The organism is Vreelandella hamiltonii (genome assembly GCF_014651795.1).
Classification (GTDB): Bacteria; Pseudomonadota; Gammaproteobacteria; order Pseudomonadales; family Halomonadaceae; genus Vreelandella; species Vreelandella hamiltonii.
Genome location: NZ_BMXO01000001.1, coordinates 600,735 through 621,434, shown reverse-complemented (window position 1 = coordinate 621,434; position 20,700 = coordinate 600,735). Strand labels below are relative to the sequence as shown.

Genomic DNA, 20,700 nt, shown 5'->3' with positions numbered 1-20,700 from the left:
GCTATACAACCAGAGGCTCATTGATGAAGAGTGAGAAGCACGAATTTCTTTACACCTATGCTCGCGCTGCTTTTGATGATGAGCTTCAGCGCTTTAGAAATATCGAGGATAAATCAGCAAGATATTTAAGCTTGCTATCTGTTGGTGTGCTCGCGTATACAGTACTTCTGCGTTTCTACTCTGACTTATTGTTTCCTACAGAAAGCTTGCTTCAATGGCTTGCGTGTACTGTCGTAGCATTTACATATTTGGCTTTTGCATCTTCTTGGAGTTTTCTTTATCGTGCGTTACGCTTTCAAGAGATGCCAAGGCTTCCTTTAGACGAAAAATTTATTGAACGATATGAGCCAGAGAGCCTTCCTACTATTCAATTTGCGCTGACAAAAACCTGCTCGGAAGCTTTAAAGTATGCACGAAAAGGAAATGCAGAAAAGTTGGAGCTTTTGATAAAAGGCTATAGAGATATTGCTTGTGCAATGTGGTCACTTACCTTATCAGCAATGCTAATTGTTTCTTTATCAGCAACAATAGAGAGGAAAAACCCAATGAGTGAAGAAAACAACCAAGAGTCACAAAGCCAGCCGGAACCATCCGTTGAGCCAAGTAAAGATGTACCACCACCGGAAGTAACATTTGTACTAGATCATGGCATACCTGAAGTTCAAAGAGGCCAGCAACAAATCGACGAGTCTGGCAGCGAGGATACAGGGGAGTAGCATAACAAATAAATCACCGGAAGCCCTACGCTGCGCTTAAGGTTTCCGGTGTTTTGGGTGTTATGCATCTCCTAGGATGAGTCATGTGTGTATTTAAGTATTACGCAGAACTAAGAGCTGATATTTTAGAGATTATCACTGGTGTGGAAAACTCAGGTTGGAGTTTATTCTGGGATGAAACTACGCCCAATTATATAACTAGGGGGAGTCTAAAGAAACTCTATAATAAATACCTGAAGGGGGCAAAAGAATTTGGCCTCTATGTCGTGACGCGACACTCTGACTGCCCCAATCCGAAGCACCATGATTATCATGATGGGTATCCTGTGCAAAATGACTATGGGTTGACAATAACCTACAGGGATGAAAGATACGTTTGTAGTGGAGCTCAAATGTATCAAGGCGCTAGAAAGTGCGTCTGTCCGTGCTCACCCAAGAATAAAATCTCGCAGCATCATGTAATTGATGATGTTATATATGAAAAGACTGCTGATCTAAAGCTATGCAAAACATTAGAAGGCATACTTTATGACGTAGTTGAAGCAATCGAGTGTGCCGGAGATAAGAAACCTCGGTCGGCCATTAGGGAAAAATTACTTCGTGCACTCCTTAGGATAAATGACTGCTTACTTTTCGAACCAATGGATTTGTGTGTTGAGAAGAACATTTGTAGTAATGTATAATCAAGCATTGCAGCGGACAAGCCGCTAAATGCGGGGTTAACTGTACCATGGAGGTATCCGTGAAAGGGAGTTGTTTGTGTAGATCCATTGAGTATGAAATTGCCTCACTGGACATGCCGATTATTTTTTGTCACTGCAAAACTTGCCGCTAGGCACATGCTGCACCTTTCGTACCCACAGCGGGTGCTCTGAGAGAAAATTCTCGTTGGATTCGTGGTGAAGAAAAACTTTCTAGCTTTGAATCTAGTCAAGGAAAGTTGAGACGTTTCTGCTCAGTATGCGGAACGCATTTGGTAGCTGAAAGACCTAGTCAACCTCATGTAATATTGCGTGTGGCTACTTTGGATGAAGATCCGGGAGTTAAGCCTGAAGCGCATATTTGGTTATCACATGACGTTAGTTGGTTGAAATATGAGTGCGCCCCTGCCTATCAAGAGTGGCAGCTAAATAGATGACAAGAACAGTTAATAAGTCGCAGCAGTTCGTGCCTGCGGCACCGGACACTCACTTCGTTCGTGCTGTTGTGCTCGGGCGTTGGGCCTAAGCAGGAAATTGTATGAATCACTTGCGCTTCGAAGAACTATGTAATTGCTATCTCCGCCTAGATGCTAGCCTGAAGCGTAAGTCTTCTAGAAACACACTCCTCAGATACTGGAGTAAATTTGTCAGATTGCGCGACGGAGGCGTATGCGTCTTATGTTCAGCAGCCGAACGCGTTGCAGCTCACCATATCTGTCGTAAAACATTCCTCAAAAGCGCCGAATTTGAAACAGGCAACGGTATCTCGCTATGCGGGCCGTGTCACAGTGAAGTCCATAGTGGATTTAACGGCCGCCCTGATATGTTTCAGCCGATGGACGCTCAAGGTGGTGAAAAAATTGAGATTATGGCGGGGCTGTACGGAGATCTTTTGGAGCACGCGCTCAGGCATGGGCAGCTTTATGAAGAATTTTATTACTTGAGCGAAAAAACATTGGCAGTGTTTAAGAGGCTGCAAGGTTTCGAAGCTGCTTCAACAATCCCAGGGCCTCGACTTCAGCAAGCGTGCATTATCTGGCAGCAGAGTCCACTCCAAATCAGGAATGCGATACTGGAAGCTAACGGGTTTATGCGAAGATCAGAACCGTTATTGCCGGGGGTAACAGTACGTAATCATGTCGAGCTGTAGTATGCAGCCCAACAAGTCGCTGCAGCTGACCGCCCAAAGCGCTGGCGCGCTTCGGGCGGCAACTGAGTTTCAGGCATTGAGGCTGTAAAAAAAACCCTTTGACAGCCAGGTTTTGGTAGGATCGGGAAAACTGACGAGGAGTAGTCAGCATGCCGTGCATCAAGGTTTACAACTAAGACCAGAACGCCATGGCGGTGTTGAATTACCAGCATCCGCTCCAGCCCGAGATGTAGATCTGTTGCAAGACCAGCCTCATCGGCAAAGCTTTTCTTTGCTACTGTATCGCATGACACCTCGCTGCTAGGCCTTATTGATCGATGTGCTCAATGTTTAGACAAGCGTTGCTGATGTCAATTTTGGCGATGAACGCTAGACGGTTGTTGCGCGGTGCGCATCATGCTATGGTTTCTTCATGATTAAATCATTCCGGCACAAAGGGCTGAAACGGTTCTACTCGACTGGCAGCACCGCTGGCATACAGCCGGATCATGCCAAGAAGCTACGTATGCAGCTTCTTGCTCTGGATACCGCCACTTCAGTCGAAGATATGAACATCCCTGGCTTTAGGCTTCACCCATTGAAAGGGAAAGACAAAGTGCGATGGTCGATTTGGGTGAACGGAAATTGGCGTATGACGTTCGAATTTCAGGACGGTAACGCCTACATTCTTGATTATGAGGATTATCACTAATGACGATGCATAATCCGCCGCATCCTGGTGAATTTATTCGGGAAGTGTATCTGGAGCCCTTTGGCATTAGCTCGCGTCAGCTTGCTTCGAGTCTGGGCGTTTCACCGTCCACGTTGTCCCGGCTGCTCAAAGGAGAAAGTGGCATTAGCCCGGAAATGTCGCTGCGCCTTTCCAAAGTGCTGGGGCGTAGCCCTGAGAGCTGGTTGGCGATGCAGGATATGCATGATCTCTGGGTGGCGCGGAGTACGGTCAATCTGGATGGCCTCCATCCACTGGAATTTAACGCCGCTTGATGAGCGCTTAACATGGAGGCTTCTCTTCCATTACTGTTTCGCCTCCATGGTCAAGGCGAGCTTGGTGTAGTCGTTGTAGCGTTTTTCCGAGAATAGCCATTCACTTCCATGGCCCCACAAAACACCATGAACCTACTCTTCCTCGGCACTTCCGCCGGTGTGCCCACCAAACAACGCAACGTCTCTGCCATCGCCTTGCAAGAGAGCAAGGGCAAGGGCTGGTATCTGGTCGATTGCGGGGAGGGCACTCAGCATCAGGTGTTGCACACCAGGCTGTCGTTTCATTCGTTGAAGGCCATTTTGATTACCCATGTGCACGGCGACCACTGCTACGGGCTGCCGGGCATTCTGGCCAGTGCGGCCATGGGCGGGCGCAAGGCGCCGCTGACCCTTGTGGCACCCAAGGGTATCCAAACCTGGCTGGAGGCTACCTGTGCGGTCACCCAGCTCTGCCTGCCCTTCGCGCTGGAGTTCATCTGCGCCGATAACCTGCCCAGCATCGAATTCGAGAACATGGCGGTGGAAACGTGTGCGCTTTCCCATCGCGTGCCGTGCTACGCCTATACGTTCACCGAGCGCAACGTGGAGGCCGCCCTGGATGTGGATAAATTGGATCGGCACGGCATTCCCAGAGGGCCGTTGTGGGGGCAGTTGAAGCAGGGGAGGGAGGTGGCATTCGAGGGCAAGCCGTTGCGCAGCCAGGATTACCTGCTGTTCAAACACGCCCCCAGAAAAGTGGTGATTGCCGGAGACAACGACCAGCCCGAGCTGTTGGCGCAAGCCTGTGCCGGGGCGCAGGTGCTGGTGCACGAAGCCACTTACACCGAAGCGATGGCCGAGAAAGCCGGTGAGGTAGGGCATAGCTACGGCAGGCAGGTGGCGGCGTTTGCCGAGCAGGTCGGCTTGCCCCACCTGGTGCTGACCCACTTCAGCCCCCGCTACCCGCTCAGGTCCCATGCCGTGCCTTCCATCGAGGATATCCAACGCGAGGCACAAAGCGTTTACTCAGGCGCGCTCTTCCTGGCGCAGGACTTTAGCGAGTACCACCTGGATAAAGCGGGCCATGTCACCGAGCAGACCCGCGAGCCGCCTTGTTAGTCGTTGCTTGCAAGTGAGTTTGGCGTTGGACTTGGCGGTGCGGTCTCGGCATAGTGCCCCTCGAAGAGTACGACTTAAGTCGCTGGGTAAAGGGCTGACGTACCGTTGCATTCCACCATGAAGGGCCATGACCAGCATGTCTGAGCAAGACAGTATCTATGAAAGCATTGCGTCGCGCATGAACGGGTTTCTGTACCGCTGCCGCAACGATGAGCACTACACCATGCTGAACCTGAGCGGCAGGGTTCAGGAGCTGACGGGCTATACCAGTCATGATTTGATCGGCAACCGCCAGCAATCTTACGTGGCGTTAATTTACGCTGAGGATGCGCCGGGGCTGGATCAGGCCATCGAGCGGGCCATCGCTGCCGATAAGAACTGGCACGCCGATTATCGGGTGCGCTGTAAAGATGGCCGCCTGCGCTGGGTGAGCGAGTACGGCGGTGCCGTCAAAGATGACGAGGGGAACGTCATCTGCCTGGAAGGGGTGGTCACCGACATTCAGCAGCGGCGGCAAAGTGAAGAGCAGCTGGGCACCATCAGCCGCGACATTGCCACCGAAACCGAGAAAATTGCCCATTCACTGAAGATGCTGCAACTGCTCAGCATCAACGCGGGGATCGAAGCGGGGCGGGCAGGCGAGGCCGGCAAAGGCTTCGCGGTGGTTGCCGAACACGTGCGCCGCCTGGCGGATGACACCAGCAGCTCGGCAAAAGTGATTACGGGATTGATGAAGCAATTGAGAGAATTGCAGGTTTGAAAGAGTAGCAGGATTGAGCGGATTTTCGCACTGAAAGGGATACCGTCATGCGTAGTTTCGACCTGAGCGATGAGAGCGGCGTACTGAGAACGTCCATCGCCGTCACGCTGGTGATTGCGGGGCTGGGCATCGGCTTTGGCCTGATGTCGGGGTCGTTTTCGATCATGTTCGACGGCATCTATGCCCTGGTGGATGCCAGCATGAGCCTGCTCTCGTTGCTGGTGGTGAACCTGATTACCTCGTTCGTGTCGTCGAAAGGGCTGTCGCGCAAGCTGAGGGAGCGCTTTTCCGTGGGTTTCTGGCACCTGGAGCCCATGGTGCTGGGCGTTAATGGCACGCTGCTGATTGGCGTGGCGGTGTATGCCCTGGTCAACGCCATCAGCAGCCTGCTGGAAGGCGGGCGCGAGCTGGAGTTTGGCTGGGCAATCGTTTATGCGGTGATCACCCTGGTGGCGTGTGTTTCCACCGCTATCGTGGAGGCTCGCGCCAATCGCCGTATCGGGTCGGACTTCGTGCGCCTGGACGTGCGTGGCTGGATCATGTCGGCAGGCATCACGGCGGCGCTGCTGGTGGCGTTCTCGCTGGGCTATCTGGTGCAGGGCACGTCGTGGGAGTGGATCTCGCCCTACATCGACCCGGCGGTACTGGCGGTGGTGTGCGTCATCATCATTCCGCTGCCGATTTCCACCGTGCGCCGCGCGCTGGCGGATATCTTCCTGGTCACCCCGAGCGCATTGAAGCAGCATGTGGATCAGGTGGCACAGGCTTTCGTGCAACAGCACGGGTTTACCACCTACCGCGCCTATATTGCGCGGGTGGGTCGCTCCAGGGAAATCGAGCTCTACTTTATCGTCCCCGCCGATGCGCCCCCGCGCACCATTGGCGAATGGGATGCGCTGCGTAACGAAGTCAGTGGTTTGCTGGGCGACGAAGGGCCGCACCGCTGGCTGACGGTCGTGTTTACTGGAGATCTGGAGTGGGCGGATTGAGGCAGTGGCATGGCCATATCTGCCGGATGTTACCCATGATGAATGAACCCAAAGGAGACACCCCATGCAAAAGGTAAGAATCGATCTGGTATCCGATGTGGCCTGCCCGTGGTGTGCGGTTGGCTATCGGCGCCTGGAGCAGGCGTTGGAGGTGCTCGCTGGCGAGATCGAGGTCGAGCTGGTCTGGCAGCCTTTCGAACTGAACCGGGACATGCCGCCCGAGGGCGAGCCGATTCTGGAGCACCTGTGCCGCAAGTACGGCAAGGATGCGGCCACCATGGAGCAGTCCCAGCGCGAGATCATGGCCGCCGCCGAAGCGCTTGGCCTGAATTTCCGTGGCGCGCTGGAGCGCCGAGCGAACAACACCTTCGCCGCGCACCGTGTGCTGGCCTGGGCCGGCACGCAGCACCAGGAAACGGCGCTTCAACTGGCGCTGTTCGAGGCCTACTTCGGCGAGGCGAAAAATCCCGCCGACCCCTTGGTGCTTCGCGAAAAAGCCATGGAGGTGGGGCTGGATGGCGACACCGCCGAGGCCATCGCCCGTTCTGACCAGTACACCGAAGAAGTGCGTGAGGCAGAGCAGCGCTTCATGGACATGGGCGTCAGTGCCGTGCCGGGCTTCATTCTCGATGGCCGCTACCTGATTTCCGGCGCCCAACCCGCCGATGTGCTGGTCGATGCGCTGCGTCAGGTGGCCGAGGAAAACGCCAGCGGCTAATGTGTGGGAAGCGCTGCCTGAAGTATGGGCAGCCTTCGCTGCACAACGTTTCCAGGCCTCGAAAAGGTGAATGAATCCATGAAAACCATCGGCTTGATCGGCGGCATGAGCTGGGAGTCCACCCAAACCTACTACCGCCTCGTCAACCAGCATGTGCGCTCGGCGCTGGGCGGGCTGCATTCTGCCAAAGTGGTGCTGTACAGCGTGGATTTTGCCGACATCGAGGCGCTGCAGCATCAGGGCAACTGGGAGGCGACTGCCGAGATATTGGCAGCGGCGGGCAGCGCGGTGGAGGCAGCAGGGGCCGATTGTCTGGTGCTGTGTACCAACACCATGCACAAGGTTGCCGAGCCGCTGGAAGCGGCGGTTTCCATTCCGCTATTGCATATCGCCGATGCCACGGCCCAGGTGCTGCAGCGCCGGGGCATTGCCTGCGTAGGTTTGCTGGGCACGCGGTTCACCATGGAGCAGGCGTTTTATATCGAGCGTTTGCAGCGCCACGGTATCGAGGTGGTGGTGCCCACAGAACCACAGCGCGAGCGCGTGCACTCGGTGATCTACCAGGAGCTGTGCCTGGGCGTGGTGAAAGCAGAGGCCAAAACCGACTACTTGGCGATCATCGAGGCGCTTGCCGAGCGCGGCGCGCAGGGGGTGATTCTAGGCTGCACCGAAATCGGCCTGCTGGTTCAACAGGCCGACACTCCCGTGCCGCTCTTCGATACGACCGAGATCCATGCAGAGCAGGCGGTGCAGTGGGCGCTGGAAAGCCGCTAGCGAGATTGGCCTTCCAGGCGCTGTGTCACTCCAAAAACGCCCGCAGCGTATCGCTGGCTTGCTCGATGGCCACCACGCCATCCAGGTGGCCTCGGTTGCCTTCCAGCGTTTCTAGCGTCACCTCAGTGCCGTCGGCTTCGATCAGCTCGGCGGTGCGGCGTACGCCCTCGGGGGTGAAGACCAAATCGTTCTCGCTATACAGCATCAATGTGGGGGCTTCGATGGCGGCCAGCCCCGCTTCCAGCGAGTCACCGTAGCCAGCCATGAAGGTCTGGTTGGCGCGCACCAGGTAGAGCAGGTGGTTGGCATCGGAAAGCGCCGCACGGGCGGCGGCGATGTCATCCAGGGTTTGTTCGATGGCATAGCGGGCGGTGATGTCCTGGGCGGGGTCGCGCGCGTCGTCGGCCCAATCACGGTTGAACGCTTCGTTGGCCCACTGCCAGTGGTTGGCATTGAGCGTCACCAGCTTCAGCGCCTCTTTGAGCCCGTCGGTGGGCGGTTCGCCGTCGTAATAGTCGCCTTCGTTCCAGCGGGCATCCAGGCGAATAGGCGCGGCCCAGGCGCTGAGCGTGGCCAGCAGCCACGGGTCGGCCACACCGCCACCAATCACGGGAATCAACCGCTCGACCCGTTCAGGGTAAGCGCTGGCCCACTCGATGGCCTGCAAGGCACCCATGGAAGCGCCCATGACCGCATGCAGTGATTCAATGCCCTGGCTTTCCAGCAGGGCGCGCTGCACCTCGACAAAATCACGGATGGTCACGACGGGAAAATCCATGCCCCAAGGCTCGCCAGTATCGGGGTTAAGGGTGGCAGGCCCCGTGGTGATCACGTTCGGGTCGTTCGCCCCCAAATTGACCAGCGTATCGGATGAGATGATGTAGTACTGATCGGTATCCAGTGGCTTGCCAGGGCCAATGATGGCATCCCAGTAGCCGGTGGCCTCACCCTCGGCCTCGTAACGGCCTGCGGCGTGGCTGGTGCCCGAGAAGAAGTGAGTAATCAGAATGGCATTATCGCGTGCCTCGTTCAGCTCGCCGTAGGCTTCCCAGCCCACCGCCACGTTGGGAATCGTCTCGCCGCCTTGGGTGGTAAAGCTCTCGATCTCGAACCGCTGCTTCTCGACCACGCCATTCCAGGCCCATAAGGGCGTGATCAGCAACAGGCCAATGCTGGTGAACGAGGCGGCCGTTACTAGCGCGAATGGTTGCTTGCGTCGCATGCGCTTTCCTTTTTGAAGGTTATTGTGGTTGTTGTCGGGCTACGCGGGGCAGCCACCTTCTCAGCATAGTCCGCATGAGCGGGGTGTGGAGCAGAGGGGGTTGGTGATGGCTGCGTACAGGCAAGCCCCAGTGACAGGGAGAGTCATCGTAGAGCGCCCTGAGGGAGTAACGCGCTTTTACGGTGCTTGAATGGAGTATATGGAGCCTTCAAATGTGACAAGTGAGAGGCCGGACGACGAATTAGTAGCGTTTTTATTGTTTGTCTTTTTTTCTCGCGCGATCATCAAGCCCAGAGCGGGGGCGCTGAGGTCGTGCAGGTGGCAACTGTCGTAGGTGTGCCAGTGTAACGCGGGAAGATCGCCAAACTGGCTGACATTAGGCGCGCCGTTGGCGGTCAGCTGGTGTTGCATTGCCATGCCCGCCCCGCGCCATCTACACGGTGCCGCTAATCAACCATACGTGGCTGTGGTCGTCGCGAACGCTTATCTATAGAAGTCGCGACCCCGAGTCAGCAAGCCCTGGGGCCATTGCAAAAGGAATTGGCTTCCCTCATGTAGCTCCGGTCTTCAGTGTCTACACCACGCCAGTCAAAGATGCTGTGACTAACGTAAAGCTCAGGCATTATTTAATTATGCTCTACAGGTGTAATTCTAAAACCGCCACCCCACCCCACATATCCTTCAATACCGCTATCAAGCTTAACTTTATAATATGCAGCGTCTTTTGCATAACGTGTGTGCATTACTGAAGCAACCTCACCTTCCTCCAACATACCAATAACACTTGCACGAGGTGGGCCATCAGATGGATAGTCCTCATATACAGCCACCGGCGCTTCGGCTATTAAAACAAGTTCTTGATTATCTTTACAGCTCATGATTCCTGCTGCAGCAAAAACTGCAACACCTCCAAAAATAAAATTCCGTATCATTTGGCCCATGGCGCACTGGTCCCTGTAGCAGGAATTGTTTGCGGATAAAACTCAACTTCTTTCGCCAGCTCGGAGTCAAGCAGCGAGTTACCAAGTGATACCGGTAATAAGTTCCCGCCGAGGTCATGGCCAAGCTCTCTTAAACAGTTCTGTATTGGAGCGCCACAGTTATTTTTCAATGCATTGTATGAATCATTAAAATTGCTCATACAGCTCTGCAATTGCGACTCTTGCTCTGAAGAAAGATTAAGCGTAGTTCCAACGCCACTTCGGAAAGAATTGTTACCAAGGTAAACTTCAGTAGGCAAGATGGACATCCCACTCGGACCAAATGAGTATGTCGTATCATTAATGCTCGTAGACACATGTCCAAATGATGACGCCCCCCATCCAACTGGCTGCCATATGGTTACAACTGTTTCTAAGCCCTTGGGATCTACGTAACCAATAGGGTTGTTGTTAACATAAACATATAAATTCATCCCACCCTTAAGCCCAATCGGATCCTGACTAATATACNGCGTGTTCCGTGGCGGGCAGGTGCCGGGCGGTGAGGCGGCCCAGGGCATCGTAGTCGTAACGGGTCACCAGCGGCTGGCCATCCGGACCTGGGCGGTGGGCTTCCACGCGCTCGATGAGCTGGCCCGCGTCATCGTAGCGATAGTGCTGTTCACGGCCATCGGGGCCGGTCTCGCTGGCCAGACGGTCCATCGCGTCGTAGCTGAAGCGGTAGACGGCACCATTGCCCAAGGTGAGCTCGCTGAGGTGGCCGATCTCGTCATAGGCGTTGAACTGCTGATGGTAGCCCTGCGGGCGGTGAGTATGTTGTCTGCCATTAGAGCTCACACACCACGTTACTGTGGTTGATAGACTCGCTCGCCATCTATCCACGAATCACCATAAACCTCAATAGTGTCCCTTCCAGGTTTAAAGGTCCCAGGATCTACTTCTAAGGGGGGAACATCATCAAAATTTTCTGCAAAGTACGCGATAATGTTCTCAGAAAACTCGTACCTCCTGTCACACAACCCGGAGAATTGAAGGTAATAATATTCTCTCTCTTCTCCTTTAATCGAGCTGCTTGGGCCTGATACAGGGCTGTCAAAGCCAAGCGTCTCATGGTAGGCAAGAGCCGCCTCGGGTAAAACACGATTTTGTATAGCTAGCCTCCTTTCCGTATCGTATCCAGACCAGTCAATGTTTATTCTGACAATACAGTCAGCCCTGTAATATTTATCCTCTTCTTGGTTGCATCCAAGTAATGCTAATGCAGAGAGGAATAGCAGCGCTTTATTGAATACATTGTTGGACACGAATCTGAGGCTCCCCGCAGTTGTCACATGACTTTTGTTGGTTAGGTATTGTCACTATCCAGTCTGATGGTGAGGGATTATTGAAAACCTTGCTTGTCCCTCCTCCCGCTGGAAGGCCACTTAATGTTCCAGAATGTACTGGATAAATACCTGCAATAGGATTTCCATTACTGTCAATATTGCTAAATGTGGCCTCGTAGTGGAACGAGGTTACATGGAGTGCGGCTCGAGCATCCGCTGCTCGCAGTCTGACCAATGAGCCATCTACACCTGTGGCAGTAACTGATGTTCCATATCCAGTTACCGAGCCGACATGCTCCCAGTTACCTTGACATTCACCTACTAACCCTAGTGGATCCACCATCCCCGTCGGATTGGTCACATAGCCATACAAGTTCATCCCACCCTTGAGCCCAATCGGGTCCTGGCTAATATAGCGCCCCTGCTGCGGGTCGTAGTAGCGGTGGCGGTTGTAGTAGAGGCCGCTCTCTTCGTCGTGCCACTGGCCCTGGAACCGGATGGGTTGGGCGGTGTGGCCGCGCTCGTTTCGGGTGGCGGCCCAGTCGTGGGGCTGGGCTTGCCAGGCGGTCTCGCCGTGGGCGTTGACCAGTTGCGTCGGCGTACCGAGAGCATCGGTGACATAGGCGCTGAGCACTNGCCGCGCTCGTTTCGGGTGGCGGCCCAGTCGTGGGGCTGGGCTTGCCAGGCCGTCTCGCCGTGGGCGTTGACCAGTTGCAGGGGGGTGCCCAGGGCATTGGTGACGCTGGCCAGGTGGCACGACTGAGCCACGCTACCGCCAAGGTAGACTAAAAACGCCTTCCCAAACAATAGCAATGAGCTAAAGTCTCGTGATATCTCAACTTAAGTTGAGCCCACTTATCACTCAATTTAACCATTTGCAGTTTATATCTAGAGAAACAATGTGGTCATCACTCCAAAACATAAACATGACCATCGATGCTGCCAAAATAAACACGTCCATCGACTACGGCTGGAGCGGATGCTATACCTGCATCCGTTTCATAACGCCACTTCAACTCACCGGAATGGCGATCAATAGCATACAAATGGTGGTCGTGGCTGCCAAAGTAAATCACATCTCCAGCAATCGCAACTGCGGAATTTATACTACCTGCTGTCTCAAACCTCCACTGCAGCTCACCTGTAATAGTGCTAAGGGCGTTCATGTAACCTGACCTGCCATCACCCAAAGCATAATCACCATAATATATAACATCATCATCCAAGCTTAATGATGCCATAGTTGGAGATTCAATAACAAAAGAATCCTCCTGTCTTCCATTTTCTTTGTTTATTTTCAAAATTGATGACTCATCACGCCCAACAACAGTGGCGTAAATACAACAGTCATCAATAACAGGAGTGCTAAAAGAATTTTCTTTATCACTCAAAGAAGACAAGCTCCACAATATCTCACCTGTCTCTGCCTGAAAAGCATAAATAGACTGAGCATTGTCTTGAATAAAAAGCATACCATCTGATATCAGAGGCTGACGACTTCCCCCCTGTATAGAACGCCTCCAAAGCTCATTCCCGGTTTCTAGATCCAAAGCAAAAAGGTGTTCCGACATAGAGGTCAAAAACACCTTCCCCTCATAAATTGTAGGTGCGTCCATTCCAGAAAGGTCGTCAGGCTCAAACCGCCAACGCTCCTCTCCCGATATACGATCAAGTGCTACCAGATAGCTTGCCTCATCATCTCTTGAGAATCGCCTGCCAACAAGAATCAAATCTTCGCTCAGGGCCATTTGAAAGCTGGGTTGCCCTCCTAAGTTTTTCTCCCATACAAGTGACCCATCAGTTGCATAAGCAGCATACACTCCACCGTCAAAGTCGCTGAAGTATGCCACACCCTCATCAACTAAAACTGTACCCACAACAGGTGCTCCGGCATCAAATTTCCAAGCCAGTATAGGCTCTTTCTCAGGCCCAGCGTCATCATAAACACCTGTTCTTTCCAAATTCGACTGATACATAATAGAATTAGCCGACACAAAAATAGGAGACGTTAAAAAAAACAAAAGAACAAAAATTAGCACTGAGAGTTTCTTTTTTTTCAACAATTTTTGATCAGTCGTCATAACAAATAACCTTTTAAAATTCAACCGCATAGTTTACCTGCGTTTACTCGGTGCTTCTAGATCGCCAATCGAAGGCTCAAAGCAGCTTTGGTATATATCCTTTAGCTGATCATCAATAGAAGTATGCCGTGATGAATTTTGCCGAGCAATTTCTACAACCCTATCTTGGTACTGCCTATCAGCTCGATCTAAGCACGCATTGTAATCTCCTTCTGCTGGCAAACCGGTTAAAACCTGACTATTGAATTTGTCGCTCTCACAACCACGAATTTGGCCAGCTCTTGCTTCGTCAGCCATTTCAAGTTGCTGCTCCACGATAGCGGGGAGCTGAGATACGCTACTGGCTGTTGTTAGATATTGAGCAGCACACCAAGCGTCACCTCTTAATTTTTCTGCTCCCACCAGCAATCGGATACTTGACAACCCCAGCGGATCCACCATCCCCGTCGGATTGATCACATAGCCATACAAGTTCATCCCACCCTGGAGCCCAATCGGGTCCTGACTAATATACCGCCCCTGCTGCGGGTCGTAGTAGCGGTGGCGGTTGTAGTAGAGGCCGCTCTCTTCGTCGTGCCACTGGCCCTGGAACCGGATGGGTTGGGCGGTGTGGCTGCGCTCGTTTCGGGTGGCGGCCCAGTCGTGGGGCTGGGCTTGCCAGGCGGTCTCGCCGTGGGCGTTGACCAGTTGCGTCGGCGTACCGAGAGCATCGGTGACATAGGCGCTGAGCACCTGGCCTTGCGGGGTGTCGTCGATTCTGAGCATGGGCACGAAGGAGCCCGGTTCGTAGACCACGGTGGTGCGCTTCTGGTCGGTCTCTTCCCGGACGATGCGGTCGCCGTCCCAGCCGTAGTGGGTGGTGGCGGTGGTGCCGTCGGGGTGGCGAACGGTTTTGCTGATGCGTCGGCCCAGGCCGTCGTAGCGGTAGGTGGCGTCGCGGGTCTCGCCGGAGGCGCTGGCGTGGGTGAGGTGCACCAGTCGGTTGGCGCCGTCGTAGCCCATCGTCAGGCGCTCGCCGTCGGGCTGCTGGCGTTCGATCAGGTTACCGGCGCCGTCGTAGCGGTAGCGGGCATCGTCGAGCTGGGTAAGGCGGTTGTCTGGCAGCGCCTGCTGCGCTGGAGAGGCCAACCGATTACCGGCGGCGTCCACCGAGTAGCGGTGGGCCTGTTCGCCGTGCTGGCTGCCGATCAGGCGGCCCGCCGCGTCGTAGGTGTAGGCGACGATGTCGGTGGCCTGACCTTGCTGTTGGGTACGGAAGTTCATGCGGCCCAGGGCATCGTACTGGTACTGCTGCGACACGCTCGCACTGCCTGCCCCGCTCAGGGTGAGGTGGTCCAGTTGCCCCAGAGGCGAGTAGCCCCGTTCCAGCACCAGCGGTGCGCGGGCGGCATCGCTGCCCAGGTGCAGGCGACGCTGGGTCTCCCGGTGCAGGGCATCGGGCTCCAGGGCGATCTCCAGGCCCAGCTCGGGGGCGCTGAGGCCGTGCAGGTGGCCACTGCCGTAGGTGTGCCAGTGTAGCGCGGGCAGGTCGCCGAACTGGCTGACCTGAGGCGCGCCGTTGGCGGTCAACTGGTGCTGCTGTTGCCAAGTCCACCCCGCGCCGTCGGCCTGGGCACGGTGCCGCTGCTGTTCGCCCACCAGGCGCTGGGCGTGGTCGTAGCGGAAGCTCACCTCGCCCTGCTCGCTGGTGACGCTGAGGAGCTGACCGTGCTGGCCCCACTGGTACTGCTCGGTGCTGGCCGGGGCGTGTTCCGTGGCGGGCAGGTGCCGGGCGGTGAGGCGGCCCAGGGCATCGTAGTCGTAACGGGTCACCAGCGGCTGGCCATCCGGACCTGGGCGGTGGGCTTCCATGCGCTCGATGAGCTGGCCCGCGTCATCGTAGCGATAGTGCTGTTCACGGCCATCGGGGCCGGTCTCGCTGGCCAGACGGTCCATCGCGTCGTAGCTGAAGCGGTAGACGGCGCCATTGCCCAGGGTCAGCTCGCTCAAGCGGCCCGCGTCATCGTAAGTGGTGAACTGCTGGCTGCCATCGGCCTCGATGCGCTGCACTGGGCGGCCGTGGTCATCGAAGAAGAACTGCTGGCGGTAGCCCAGCGGGCCCTCGACCTCCACCACCCGCCCCAGCAGGTCGTGATGGTGGTACCAGTGGGTGCCGTCCGGCAGTTGCGTGGCGAGGCGGCGGCCCATTCCGTCGTGCTGGGTGCGGGTGGTCTCGCCCGGGGCATTGGTGACGCTGGTTAGGTGGCACGACTGAGCCACGCTACCGCCAAGGTAGACTAAAAATGCCTTCCCAAACAACAGCAATCAGCTAAAGTCTCATGATATCTCAACTTAAACTGAGTCCACTTATCTTTCAGCTTAACCATTTACAGTTTATATCTAGAGAAACGATGCGTTCATCACTCCAAAACATAAACATGACCATCGATGCTGCCAAAATAAACACGTCCATCGACTACAGCTGGCGAAGAAGCTATTCCATCACTCACCTCGTAGGTCCACTTTACTTCGCCAGTATGAAGATCAACAGCATAGAGGTGACGATCATAACTGCCAAAATAAACCATATCCCCTGCTATAGCTGCTGAAGAGCTTACATTGCCTTGAGTCTCCACTTTCCATATAAGGTCCCCGGAGTTCGTATCTATCGCATTCATACTTCCCTTATCACCACCATAGCTACCACCATCATCACCAAAAAACAGCACTCCTTCGAAAAGACTTATTGAGGAGCTTTCTGTTATTTCACCCACAGAAAACTCAGCCTTTTTCTCCCCATTATGCCTATCTATCACAAGAATTGATCCGGTCTCCTGCTCATTTGCCATAGCGTAAATACAGCACTCGTCCATCGCCGGAGTAATAAAATAGCTATCGCCCGAAATAGGCGGATAATAGCTCCAAATCAGATTGCCATCAGCTTCATCAAAAGCATAAATTTCCTGTTCAGAGCCTTGAAAATAAACAACCCCATCGGAAATCAAAAGTTGGCGGTCTCCACCTTCAACAGGAAACCTCCAAATTTCCTCGCCGGTCTCTAAGTTTAGAGAAAAGATGTTCTCTGACATCGAAGTCAAAAACACCTTGCCGTTATAGATAGCCGGAGCGTCCATACCAGTACGATCATCGGGCTCAAACCGCCAAATTTCTTCTCCTGTAAGCCGATCAACCGCCATCAAATAGCTTTCATTATCTTCCCTAGAGAAACGACGCCCCACTAAAAGAAAATTTTCGTCAACAGCAATTTGAAAACTAGGCTGGCCTGCCAAATTTTTCTCCCAAATCAGCAAGCCACTTTCTTGCTCAACACCATAAACCCCGCCTTCAAAATCAACAAAATAAACCATACCGTCATACACAAGAGGAGTGCTTAATACAGGCGCCCCTGCTGAAAATTTCCACGCCAACTCTGGGTTCTCTTGAGGCCCTGTGCCTTCATAGACTCCTGTTCTCTCCAAGTTAGCTTGGAACATCAAAGATACAGCCCATGATTGAATGGATAAGGTGCAAAAAAATAGCAAAACTGTGCTCTTAACAACCAGACTCATAAAAAAGTTTCCTTTTCAAAGCCAATGCTATCGGCGCCTTCTAGGAACTTCTAGGTCACCTACCCCAGCATTACGGCATTCTTGATAAATTTCGTTCAATTGCTCGTTAATTCCTAGGCGACGAACAGAGTCGCCTTGCATAATGTCTACAACTCGTTCGTTATACTCACTCTGAGTGTCTTGCAAACAGTTCTCATAATGCTCTGCATATGGCTGTCGCAACGCGAGACGATTTCGTTTATCGCTTTCACAACCACGGATTTGTGCCGCTCTAGCCTCTTCAGCCATTTCAAGCTGCTGTGCAACAATAGGTGGCAACTGAGAAGCACTGCTACTTGTTGCAATATACTGGGCAGCGCACCAAGCGTCATTAGAATATTTAGCCACTTTTTGGGCAGCGACAACACTATTTGCCAGCACTTGAGGAGACAACCCCAGCGGATCCACCATCCCCGTCGGATTGGTCACGTAACCATACAGATTCGTGCCGCCGTTGAGCCCAATCGGGTCCTGGCTAATATAGCGCCCCTGCTGCGGGTCGTAGTAGCGGTGGCGGTTGTAGTAGAGGCCGCTCTCTTCGTCGTGCCACTGGCCCTGGAACCGGATGGGTTGGGCGGTGTGGCCGCGCTCGTTTCGGGTGGCGGCCCAGTCGTGGGGCTGGGCTTGCCAGGCCGTCTCGCCGTGGGCGTTGACCAGTTGCAGGGGGGTGCCCAGGGCATTGGTGACGTAGGCGCTGAGGCGTTGGCCTTGCGGGGTATCTTCAATACGCAGCATCGGCACAAAACTGCCCGGCTCATACACCACGGTGGTGCGCTGTTGGTCGGTCTCTTCCCGGACGATGCGGTCGCCGTCCCAGCCGTAGTGGGTGGTGGCGGTGGTGCCGTCGGGGTGGCGCACGGTTTTGCTGATGCGTCGGCCCAGGCCGTCGTAGCGGTAGGTGGCGTCGCGGGTCTCGCCGGAGGCGCTGGCGTGGGTGAGGTGCACCAGTCGGTTGGCGCCGTCGTAGCCCATCGTCAGACGCTCGCCGTCGGGCTGCTGGCGTTCGATCAGGTTACCGGCGCCGTCGTAGCGGTAGCGGGCATCGTCGAGCTGGGTGAGGCGGTTGTCCGGCAGCGCCTGCTGCGCTTGGGAGGCCAACCGGTTACCAGCGGCATCCACCGAGTAGCGGTGGGCCTGTTCGCCGTGCTGGCTGCCGATCAGGCGGCCCGCCGCGTCGTAGGTGTAGGCGACGATGTCGGTGGCCCGACCTTGCTGCCGGGTACGGAAGTTCATGCGGCCCAGGGCATCGTACTGGTACTGCTGCGACACGCTCGCACTGCCTGCCCCGCTCAGGGTGAGGTGGTCCAGTTGCCCCAGAGGCGAGTAGCCCCGTTCCAGCACCAGCGGTGCGCGGGCGGCATCGCTGCCCAGGTGCAGGCGACGCTGGGTCTCCCGGTGCAGGGCATCGGGCTCCAGGGCGATCTCCAGGCCCAGCTCGGGGGCGCTGAGGCCGTGCAGGTGGCCACTGCCGTAGGTGTGCCAGTGTAGCGCGGGCAGGTCGCCGAACTGGCTGACCTGAGGCGCGCCGTTGGCGGTCAACTGGTGCTGCTGTTGCCAAGTCCACCCCGCGCCGTCGGCCTGGGCACGGTGCCGCTGCTGTTCGCCCACCAGGCGCTGGGCGTGGTCGTAGTGGAAGCTCACCTCGCCCTGCTCGTTGGTGACGCTGAGGAGCTGACCGTGCTGGCCCCACTGGTACTGCTCGGTGCTGGCCGGGGCGTGTTCCGTGGCGGGCAGGTGCCGGGCGGTGAGGCGGCCCAGGGCATCGTAGTCGTAACGGGTCACCAGCGGCTGGCCATCCGGGCCTGGGCGGTGGGCTTCCATGCGCTCGATGAGCTGGCCCGCGTCATCGTAGCGGTAGTGCTGTTCACGGCCATCGGGGCCGGTCTCGCTGGCCAGACGGTCCATCGCGTCGTAGGTAAAGCGGTAGACGGCGCCATTGCCCAGGGTCAGCTCGCTCAAGCGGCCCGCGTCATCGTAGGCGGTGAACTGCTGGCTGCCATCGGCCTCGATGCGCTGCACCGGGCGGCCGTGGTCATCGAAGAAGAACTGCTGGCGGTAGCCCAGCGGGCCCTCGACCTCCACCAGCCGCCCCAGCAGGTCGTGATGGTGGTGCCAGTGAGTGCCGTCCGGCAGCTGCGTGGCGAGGCGGCGACCCATACCGTCGTGCTGGGTGCGGGTGGTCTCGCCCAGGGCATTGGTGACGCTGGCCAGGTGGCCGTAGTGGTCGTAAGCGTACTCGGTGCGCTGCTGAGAACAGTCCACCTGGGCGGTGACCTGCCCGAGCGCGTTCCACTCCTGATGGTGGGTGGCGCCCACGGCATCGGTGACGGTGGTGGGGCGGCCGGGCAGGTCGGCATGCTCATAGGCGAAGGCCGTGGTGCCGTCAGGCCCGGTGATGCTCAGCGGGTTACCGCGGGCATCGCGTTCGATCTGCCAGTGCTGGTCGTCCGGGCCGTCGAGTCGCACCGGAAGGCCCAGGGCATCCCGTTCGATGGCCCAGTGAGTGCCGTCTGGCAGGGTCTGGCCGATCACCTGGCCATGGTCGTCACGGGCGATCAGCGTCTCGCGGCCCAAGGGGTCGATGGTGGCGATCTTGCGCCCGGCGCGGTCATAGCGGAACTCGATGCGCGAGCCATCGGCCCGCACGTGGCCCACCCACCGCAAGCCCGGCCCGGTGCCTGTGAAGTAGTAGCGCTCCTCCCTGCCCAGACTGTCGGTGACCCGGGTATGGTCGTCTTCATAGTGGTAGGTGCGCGTCAGGCCGCCTGCTTCCTGCTGCTCGATGACACGCCCGGTGGGCGCATGATGATCCCAGGTATAGCGCGTCTCCTGGCTGCCAGGCACGCGGTGGGCAACCAGGATGTGCTCCTGCCACTCGAATTCACGGGCCACCTGCCCATCCTGATGGTGAACGGCTTGCAGGTCGCCTTCCGAGGTATAGGCATACTGTACCAACGGCTGGTCGCTGTGATCGCCTTCGGCGTCGCGAACCAGTCGAATGCCCACCAGGCGCAAGCCGCTGTCTTCCACCGTTGCCGCCGTGACCAGCTCGTACTCCCACTGGTAGTGGCGGCCCGCGCTGTCTTCGACGCGAACCAGCAGGTCACCTTCCCAGTGGTAGGTGGTGGCATAGCCGTTGCGATCCCGCTCCTGCGTAAACCGCCAAGTGCCGCTGTCGTCTACGGTAAACAGCAGATAGTGGGTACCGTCGTAGAGCGTGATGGTGTTGTCATCGAACCGCGTGGCCTCGTCCAGTGCCTGCCACACTTGGGAGGCGCCTGCATCCGTCATGCCACCACGCCGAAGCCATAGCTGCTCGGTGGGTGAAAAGCGCTCCTGGCCTGGGGCCAGGGCGCCAAACCGAATGGTACGCCCTTGGGCATCCTTCAAGGCACAGTACTGGTCGCTGACGCTGAGCGTCAGTGAAGCGCCCGGTACCGACCACCCCTGGCCCAAAACGCCAACCTGCGCGTTGCGGGAAAGGTAGCCGCGTGTGAACACGAAGGGTTTGGGGGCAGGCAGGGCGAAGTCCGTTTCTGCTGGTAATAGCTTGGCCCCCAGCACCGGGTTGACCGGGTTGCCGACGCTGGGCTGACAAGCGCTGCAAAAATCGGCCAGCCCATCGAGCAGGGAGGAGTCCGCCATATCCAGCAG

At 56.1% G+C, this 20,700-nt stretch carries 20 protein-coding genes and 2 pseudogenes; 11 read left to right on the top strand and 11 right to left on the bottom strand.

Going from position 1 to position 20,700, the window contains the following annotated elements; translation table 11 throughout:
* Window positions 1–23 precede the first annotated feature (23 nt).
* The 11 genes and pseudogenes from IE061_RS03005 (at window position 24) to IE061_RS02955 (ending at window position 7,890) form a co-directional block, all read left to right on the top strand.
* A complete protein-coding gene (locus IE061_RS03005; RefSeq protein ID WP_193460932.1) occupies window positions 24–716 on the top strand; it encodes a hypothetical protein in 693 nt (230 codons plus the stop codon).
* 83 nt (window positions 717–799) lie between these two features.
* On the top strand, window positions 800–1,399 hold the full coding sequence (locus IE061_RS03000; RefSeq protein ID WP_193460931.1) for a hypothetical protein: 600 nt from the start codon (window positions 800–802) through the stop codon (window positions 1,397–1,399).
* Window positions 1,400–1,446: 47 nt separating this feature from the next.
* Window positions 1,447–1,854, top strand: a pseudogene (locus IE061_RS17990) (GFA family protein).
* Window positions 1,855–1,955: 101 nt separating this feature from the next.
* A complete protein-coding gene (locus IE061_RS02990; protein ID WP_193460930.1) occupies window positions 1,956–2,567 on the top strand; it encodes an HNH endonuclease in 612 nt (203 codons plus the stop codon).
* A gap of 412 nt (window positions 2,568–2,979) precedes the next feature.
* A complete protein-coding gene (locus IE061_RS02985) occupies window positions 2,980–3,258 on the top strand; it encodes a type II toxin-antitoxin system RelE/ParE family toxin (protein WP_193460929.1) in 279 nt (92 codons plus the stop codon).
* Complete coding sequence (locus IE061_RS02980; RefSeq protein WP_096922277.1) at window positions 3,258–3,551, top strand: HigA family addiction module antitoxin; 294 nt, start codon at window positions 3,258–3,260, stop codon at window positions 3,549–3,551. Before IE061_RS02985 ends, IE061_RS02980 begins: the two co-directional genes overlap by 1 nt.
* A gap of 126 nt (window positions 3,552–3,677) precedes the next feature.
* Complete coding sequence (locus IE061_RS02975; protein ID WP_193460928.1) at window positions 3,678–4,649, top strand: ribonuclease Z; 972 nt, start codon at window positions 3,678–3,680, stop codon at window positions 4,647–4,649.
* 127 nt (window positions 4,650–4,776) lie between these two features.
* Window positions 4,777–5,409 carry a PAS domain-containing protein gene (locus IE061_RS18175; protein ID WP_193460927.1) on the top strand — a complete coding sequence of 211 codons (633 nt, stop codon included), beginning with the start codon at window positions 4,777–4,779 and terminating at the stop codon, window positions 5,407–5,409.
* Window positions 5,410–5,456: 47 nt separating this feature from the next.
* Window positions 5,457–6,398, top strand: a complete 942-nt coding sequence (locus IE061_RS02965) for a cation diffusion facilitator family transporter (RefSeq protein ID WP_193460926.1) — start codon at window positions 5,457–5,459, stop codon at window positions 6,396–6,398.
* 64 nt (window positions 6,399–6,462) lie between these two features.
* Window positions 6,463–7,116 (top strand): DsbA family oxidoreductase, encoded by a 654-nt coding sequence (locus IE061_RS02960; protein ID WP_193460925.1) that lies wholly within the window; start codon window positions 6,463–6,465, stop codon window positions 7,114–7,116.
* 78 nt (window positions 7,117–7,194) lie between these two features.
* On the top strand, window positions 7,195–7,890 hold the full coding sequence (locus IE061_RS02955; protein WP_193460924.1) for an aspartate/glutamate racemase family protein: 696 nt from the start codon (window positions 7,195–7,197) through the stop codon (window positions 7,888–7,890).
* 25 nt (window positions 7,891–7,915) lie between these two features.
* Here IE061_RS02955 and IE061_RS02950 read toward each other — a convergent pair whose 3' ends face one another.
* From IE061_RS02950 to IE061_RS17960, 11 genes and pseudogenes are all read right to left on the bottom strand, one after another.
* Window positions 7,916–9,112, bottom strand: a complete 1,197-nt coding sequence (locus tag IE061_RS02950) for an E22 family MetX-like putative esterase (RefSeq protein ID WP_193460923.1) — start codon at window positions 9,110–9,112, stop codon at window positions 7,916–7,918.
* Window positions 9,113–9,289: 177 nt separating this feature from the next.
* Entirely contained in the window at window positions 9,290–9,529 is a 240-nt protein-coding gene (locus IE061_RS02945; RefSeq protein WP_193460922.1) for a hypothetical protein, read from the bottom strand.
* Window positions 9,530–9,738: 209 nt separating this feature from the next.
* Complete coding sequence (locus IE061_RS02940) at window positions 9,739–10,053, bottom strand: SH3 domain-containing protein (RefSeq protein ID WP_193460921.1); 315 nt, start codon at window positions 10,051–10,053, stop codon at window positions 9,739–9,741.
* Window positions 10,041–10,352, bottom strand: a complete 312-nt coding sequence (locus IE061_RS17975) for a hypothetical protein (RefSeq protein ID WP_230478372.1) — start codon at window positions 10,350–10,352, stop codon at window positions 10,041–10,043. Before IE061_RS17975 ends, IE061_RS02940 begins: the two co-directional genes overlap by 13 nt.
* Before the next feature lie 546 nt (window positions 10,353–10,898).
* Complete coding sequence (locus tag IE061_RS02925; RefSeq protein ID WP_193460918.1) at window positions 10,899–11,357, bottom strand: hypothetical protein; 459 nt, start codon at window positions 11,355–11,357, stop codon at window positions 10,899–10,901.
* On the bottom strand, window positions 11,335–12,012 hold the full coding sequence (locus IE061_RS18215) for an RHS repeat-associated core domain-containing protein (protein ID WP_193460917.1): 678 nt from the start codon (window positions 12,010–12,012) through the stop codon (window positions 11,335–11,337). The genes IE061_RS02925 and IE061_RS18215 overlap by 23 nt, the downstream gene beginning before the upstream one ends.
* Window positions 12,013–12,062: 50 nt before the next feature.
* Window positions 12,063–12,146 (bottom strand): annotated as a pseudogene (locus IE061_RS18285) (hypothetical protein); the annotation flags it as partial.
* Window positions 12,147–12,286: 140 nt separating this feature from the next.
* Window positions 12,287–13,459, bottom strand: a complete 1,173-nt coding sequence (locus IE061_RS02915; protein ID WP_193460916.1) for an outer membrane protein assembly factor BamB family protein — start codon at window positions 13,457–13,459, stop codon at window positions 12,287–12,289.
* A gap of 33 nt (window positions 13,460–13,492) precedes the next feature.
* Entirely contained in the window at window positions 13,493–15,718 is a 2,226-nt protein-coding gene (locus tag IE061_RS02910) for an RHS repeat-associated core domain-containing protein (protein WP_193460915.1), read from the bottom strand.
* 140 nt (window positions 15,719–15,858) lie between these two features.
* Complete coding sequence (locus IE061_RS02905) at window positions 15,859–17,007, bottom strand: outer membrane protein assembly factor BamB family protein (protein ID WP_193460914.1); 1,149 nt, start codon at window positions 17,005–17,007, stop codon at window positions 15,859–15,861.
* 27 nt (window positions 17,008–17,034) lie between these two features.
* Window positions 17,035–20,691 carry an RHS repeat-associated core domain-containing protein gene (locus IE061_RS17960; protein WP_230478370.1) on the bottom strand — a complete coding sequence of 1,219 codons (3,657 nt, stop codon included), beginning with the start codon at window positions 20,689–20,691 and terminating at the stop codon, window positions 17,035–17,037.
* Window positions 20,692–20,700: the final 9 nt, after the last annotated feature.

Coding starts and splice junctions, on each gene's coding strand:
- IE061_RS02945 (WP_193460922.1), bottom strand. CDS start 9,529: ATGGCAATGCAACACCAGCTGACCGCCAACGGCGCGCCTAATGTCAGC.
- IE061_RS02965 (WP_193460926.1), top strand. CDS start 5,457: ATGCGTAGTTTCGACCTGAGCGATGAGAGCGGCGTACTGAGAACGTCC.
- IE061_RS02960 (WP_193460925.1), top strand. CDS start 6,463: ATGCAAAAGGTAAGAATCGATCTGGTATCCGATGTGGCCTGCCCGTGG.
- IE061_RS02915 (WP_193460916.1), bottom strand. CDS start 13,459: ATGACGACTGATCAAAAATTGTTGAAAAAAAAGAAACTCTCAGTGCTA.
- IE061_RS02985 (WP_193460929.1), top strand. CDS start 2,980: ATGATTAAATCATTCCGGCACAAAGGGCTGAAACGGTTCTACTCGACT.
- IE061_RS03005 (WP_193460932.1), top strand. CDS start 24: ATGAAGAGTGAGAAGCACGAATTTCTTTACACCTATGCTCGCGCTGCT.
- IE061_RS02950 (WP_193460923.1), bottom strand. CDS start 9,112: ATGCGACGCAAGCAACCATTCGCGCTAGTAACGGCCGCCTCGTTCACC.
- IE061_RS02990 (WP_193460930.1), top strand. CDS start 1,956: ATGAATCACTTGCGCTTCGAAGAACTATGTAATTGCTATCTCCGCCTA.
- IE061_RS02975 (WP_193460928.1), top strand. CDS start 3,678: ATGAACCTACTCTTCCTCGGCACTTCCGCCGGTGTGCCCACCAAACAA.
- IE061_RS02905 (WP_193460914.1), bottom strand. CDS start 17,007: ATGAGTCTGGTTGTTAAGAGCACAGTTTTGCTATTTTTTTGCACCTTA.
- IE061_RS18175 (WP_193460927.1), top strand. CDS start 4,777: ATGACCAGCATGTCTGAGCAAGACAGTATCTATGAAAGCATTGCGTCG.
- IE061_RS02980 (WP_096922277.1), top strand. CDS start 3,258: ATGACGATGCATAATCCGCCGCATCCTGGTGAATTTATTCGGGAAGTG.
- IE061_RS03000 (WP_193460931.1), top strand. CDS start 800: ATGTGTGTATTTAAGTATTACGCAGAACTAAGAGCTGATATTTTAGAG.
- IE061_RS02955 (WP_193460924.1), top strand. CDS start 7,195: ATGAAAACCATCGGCTTGATCGGCGGCATGAGCTGGGAGTCCACCCAA.
- IE061_RS17960 (WP_230478370.1), bottom strand. CDS start 20,691: ATGGCGGACTCCTCCCTGCTCGATGGGCTGGCCGATTTTTGCAGCGCT.
- IE061_RS02940 (WP_193460921.1), bottom strand. CDS start 10,053: ATGGGCCAAATGATACGGAATTTTATTTTTGGAGGTGTTGCAGTTTTT.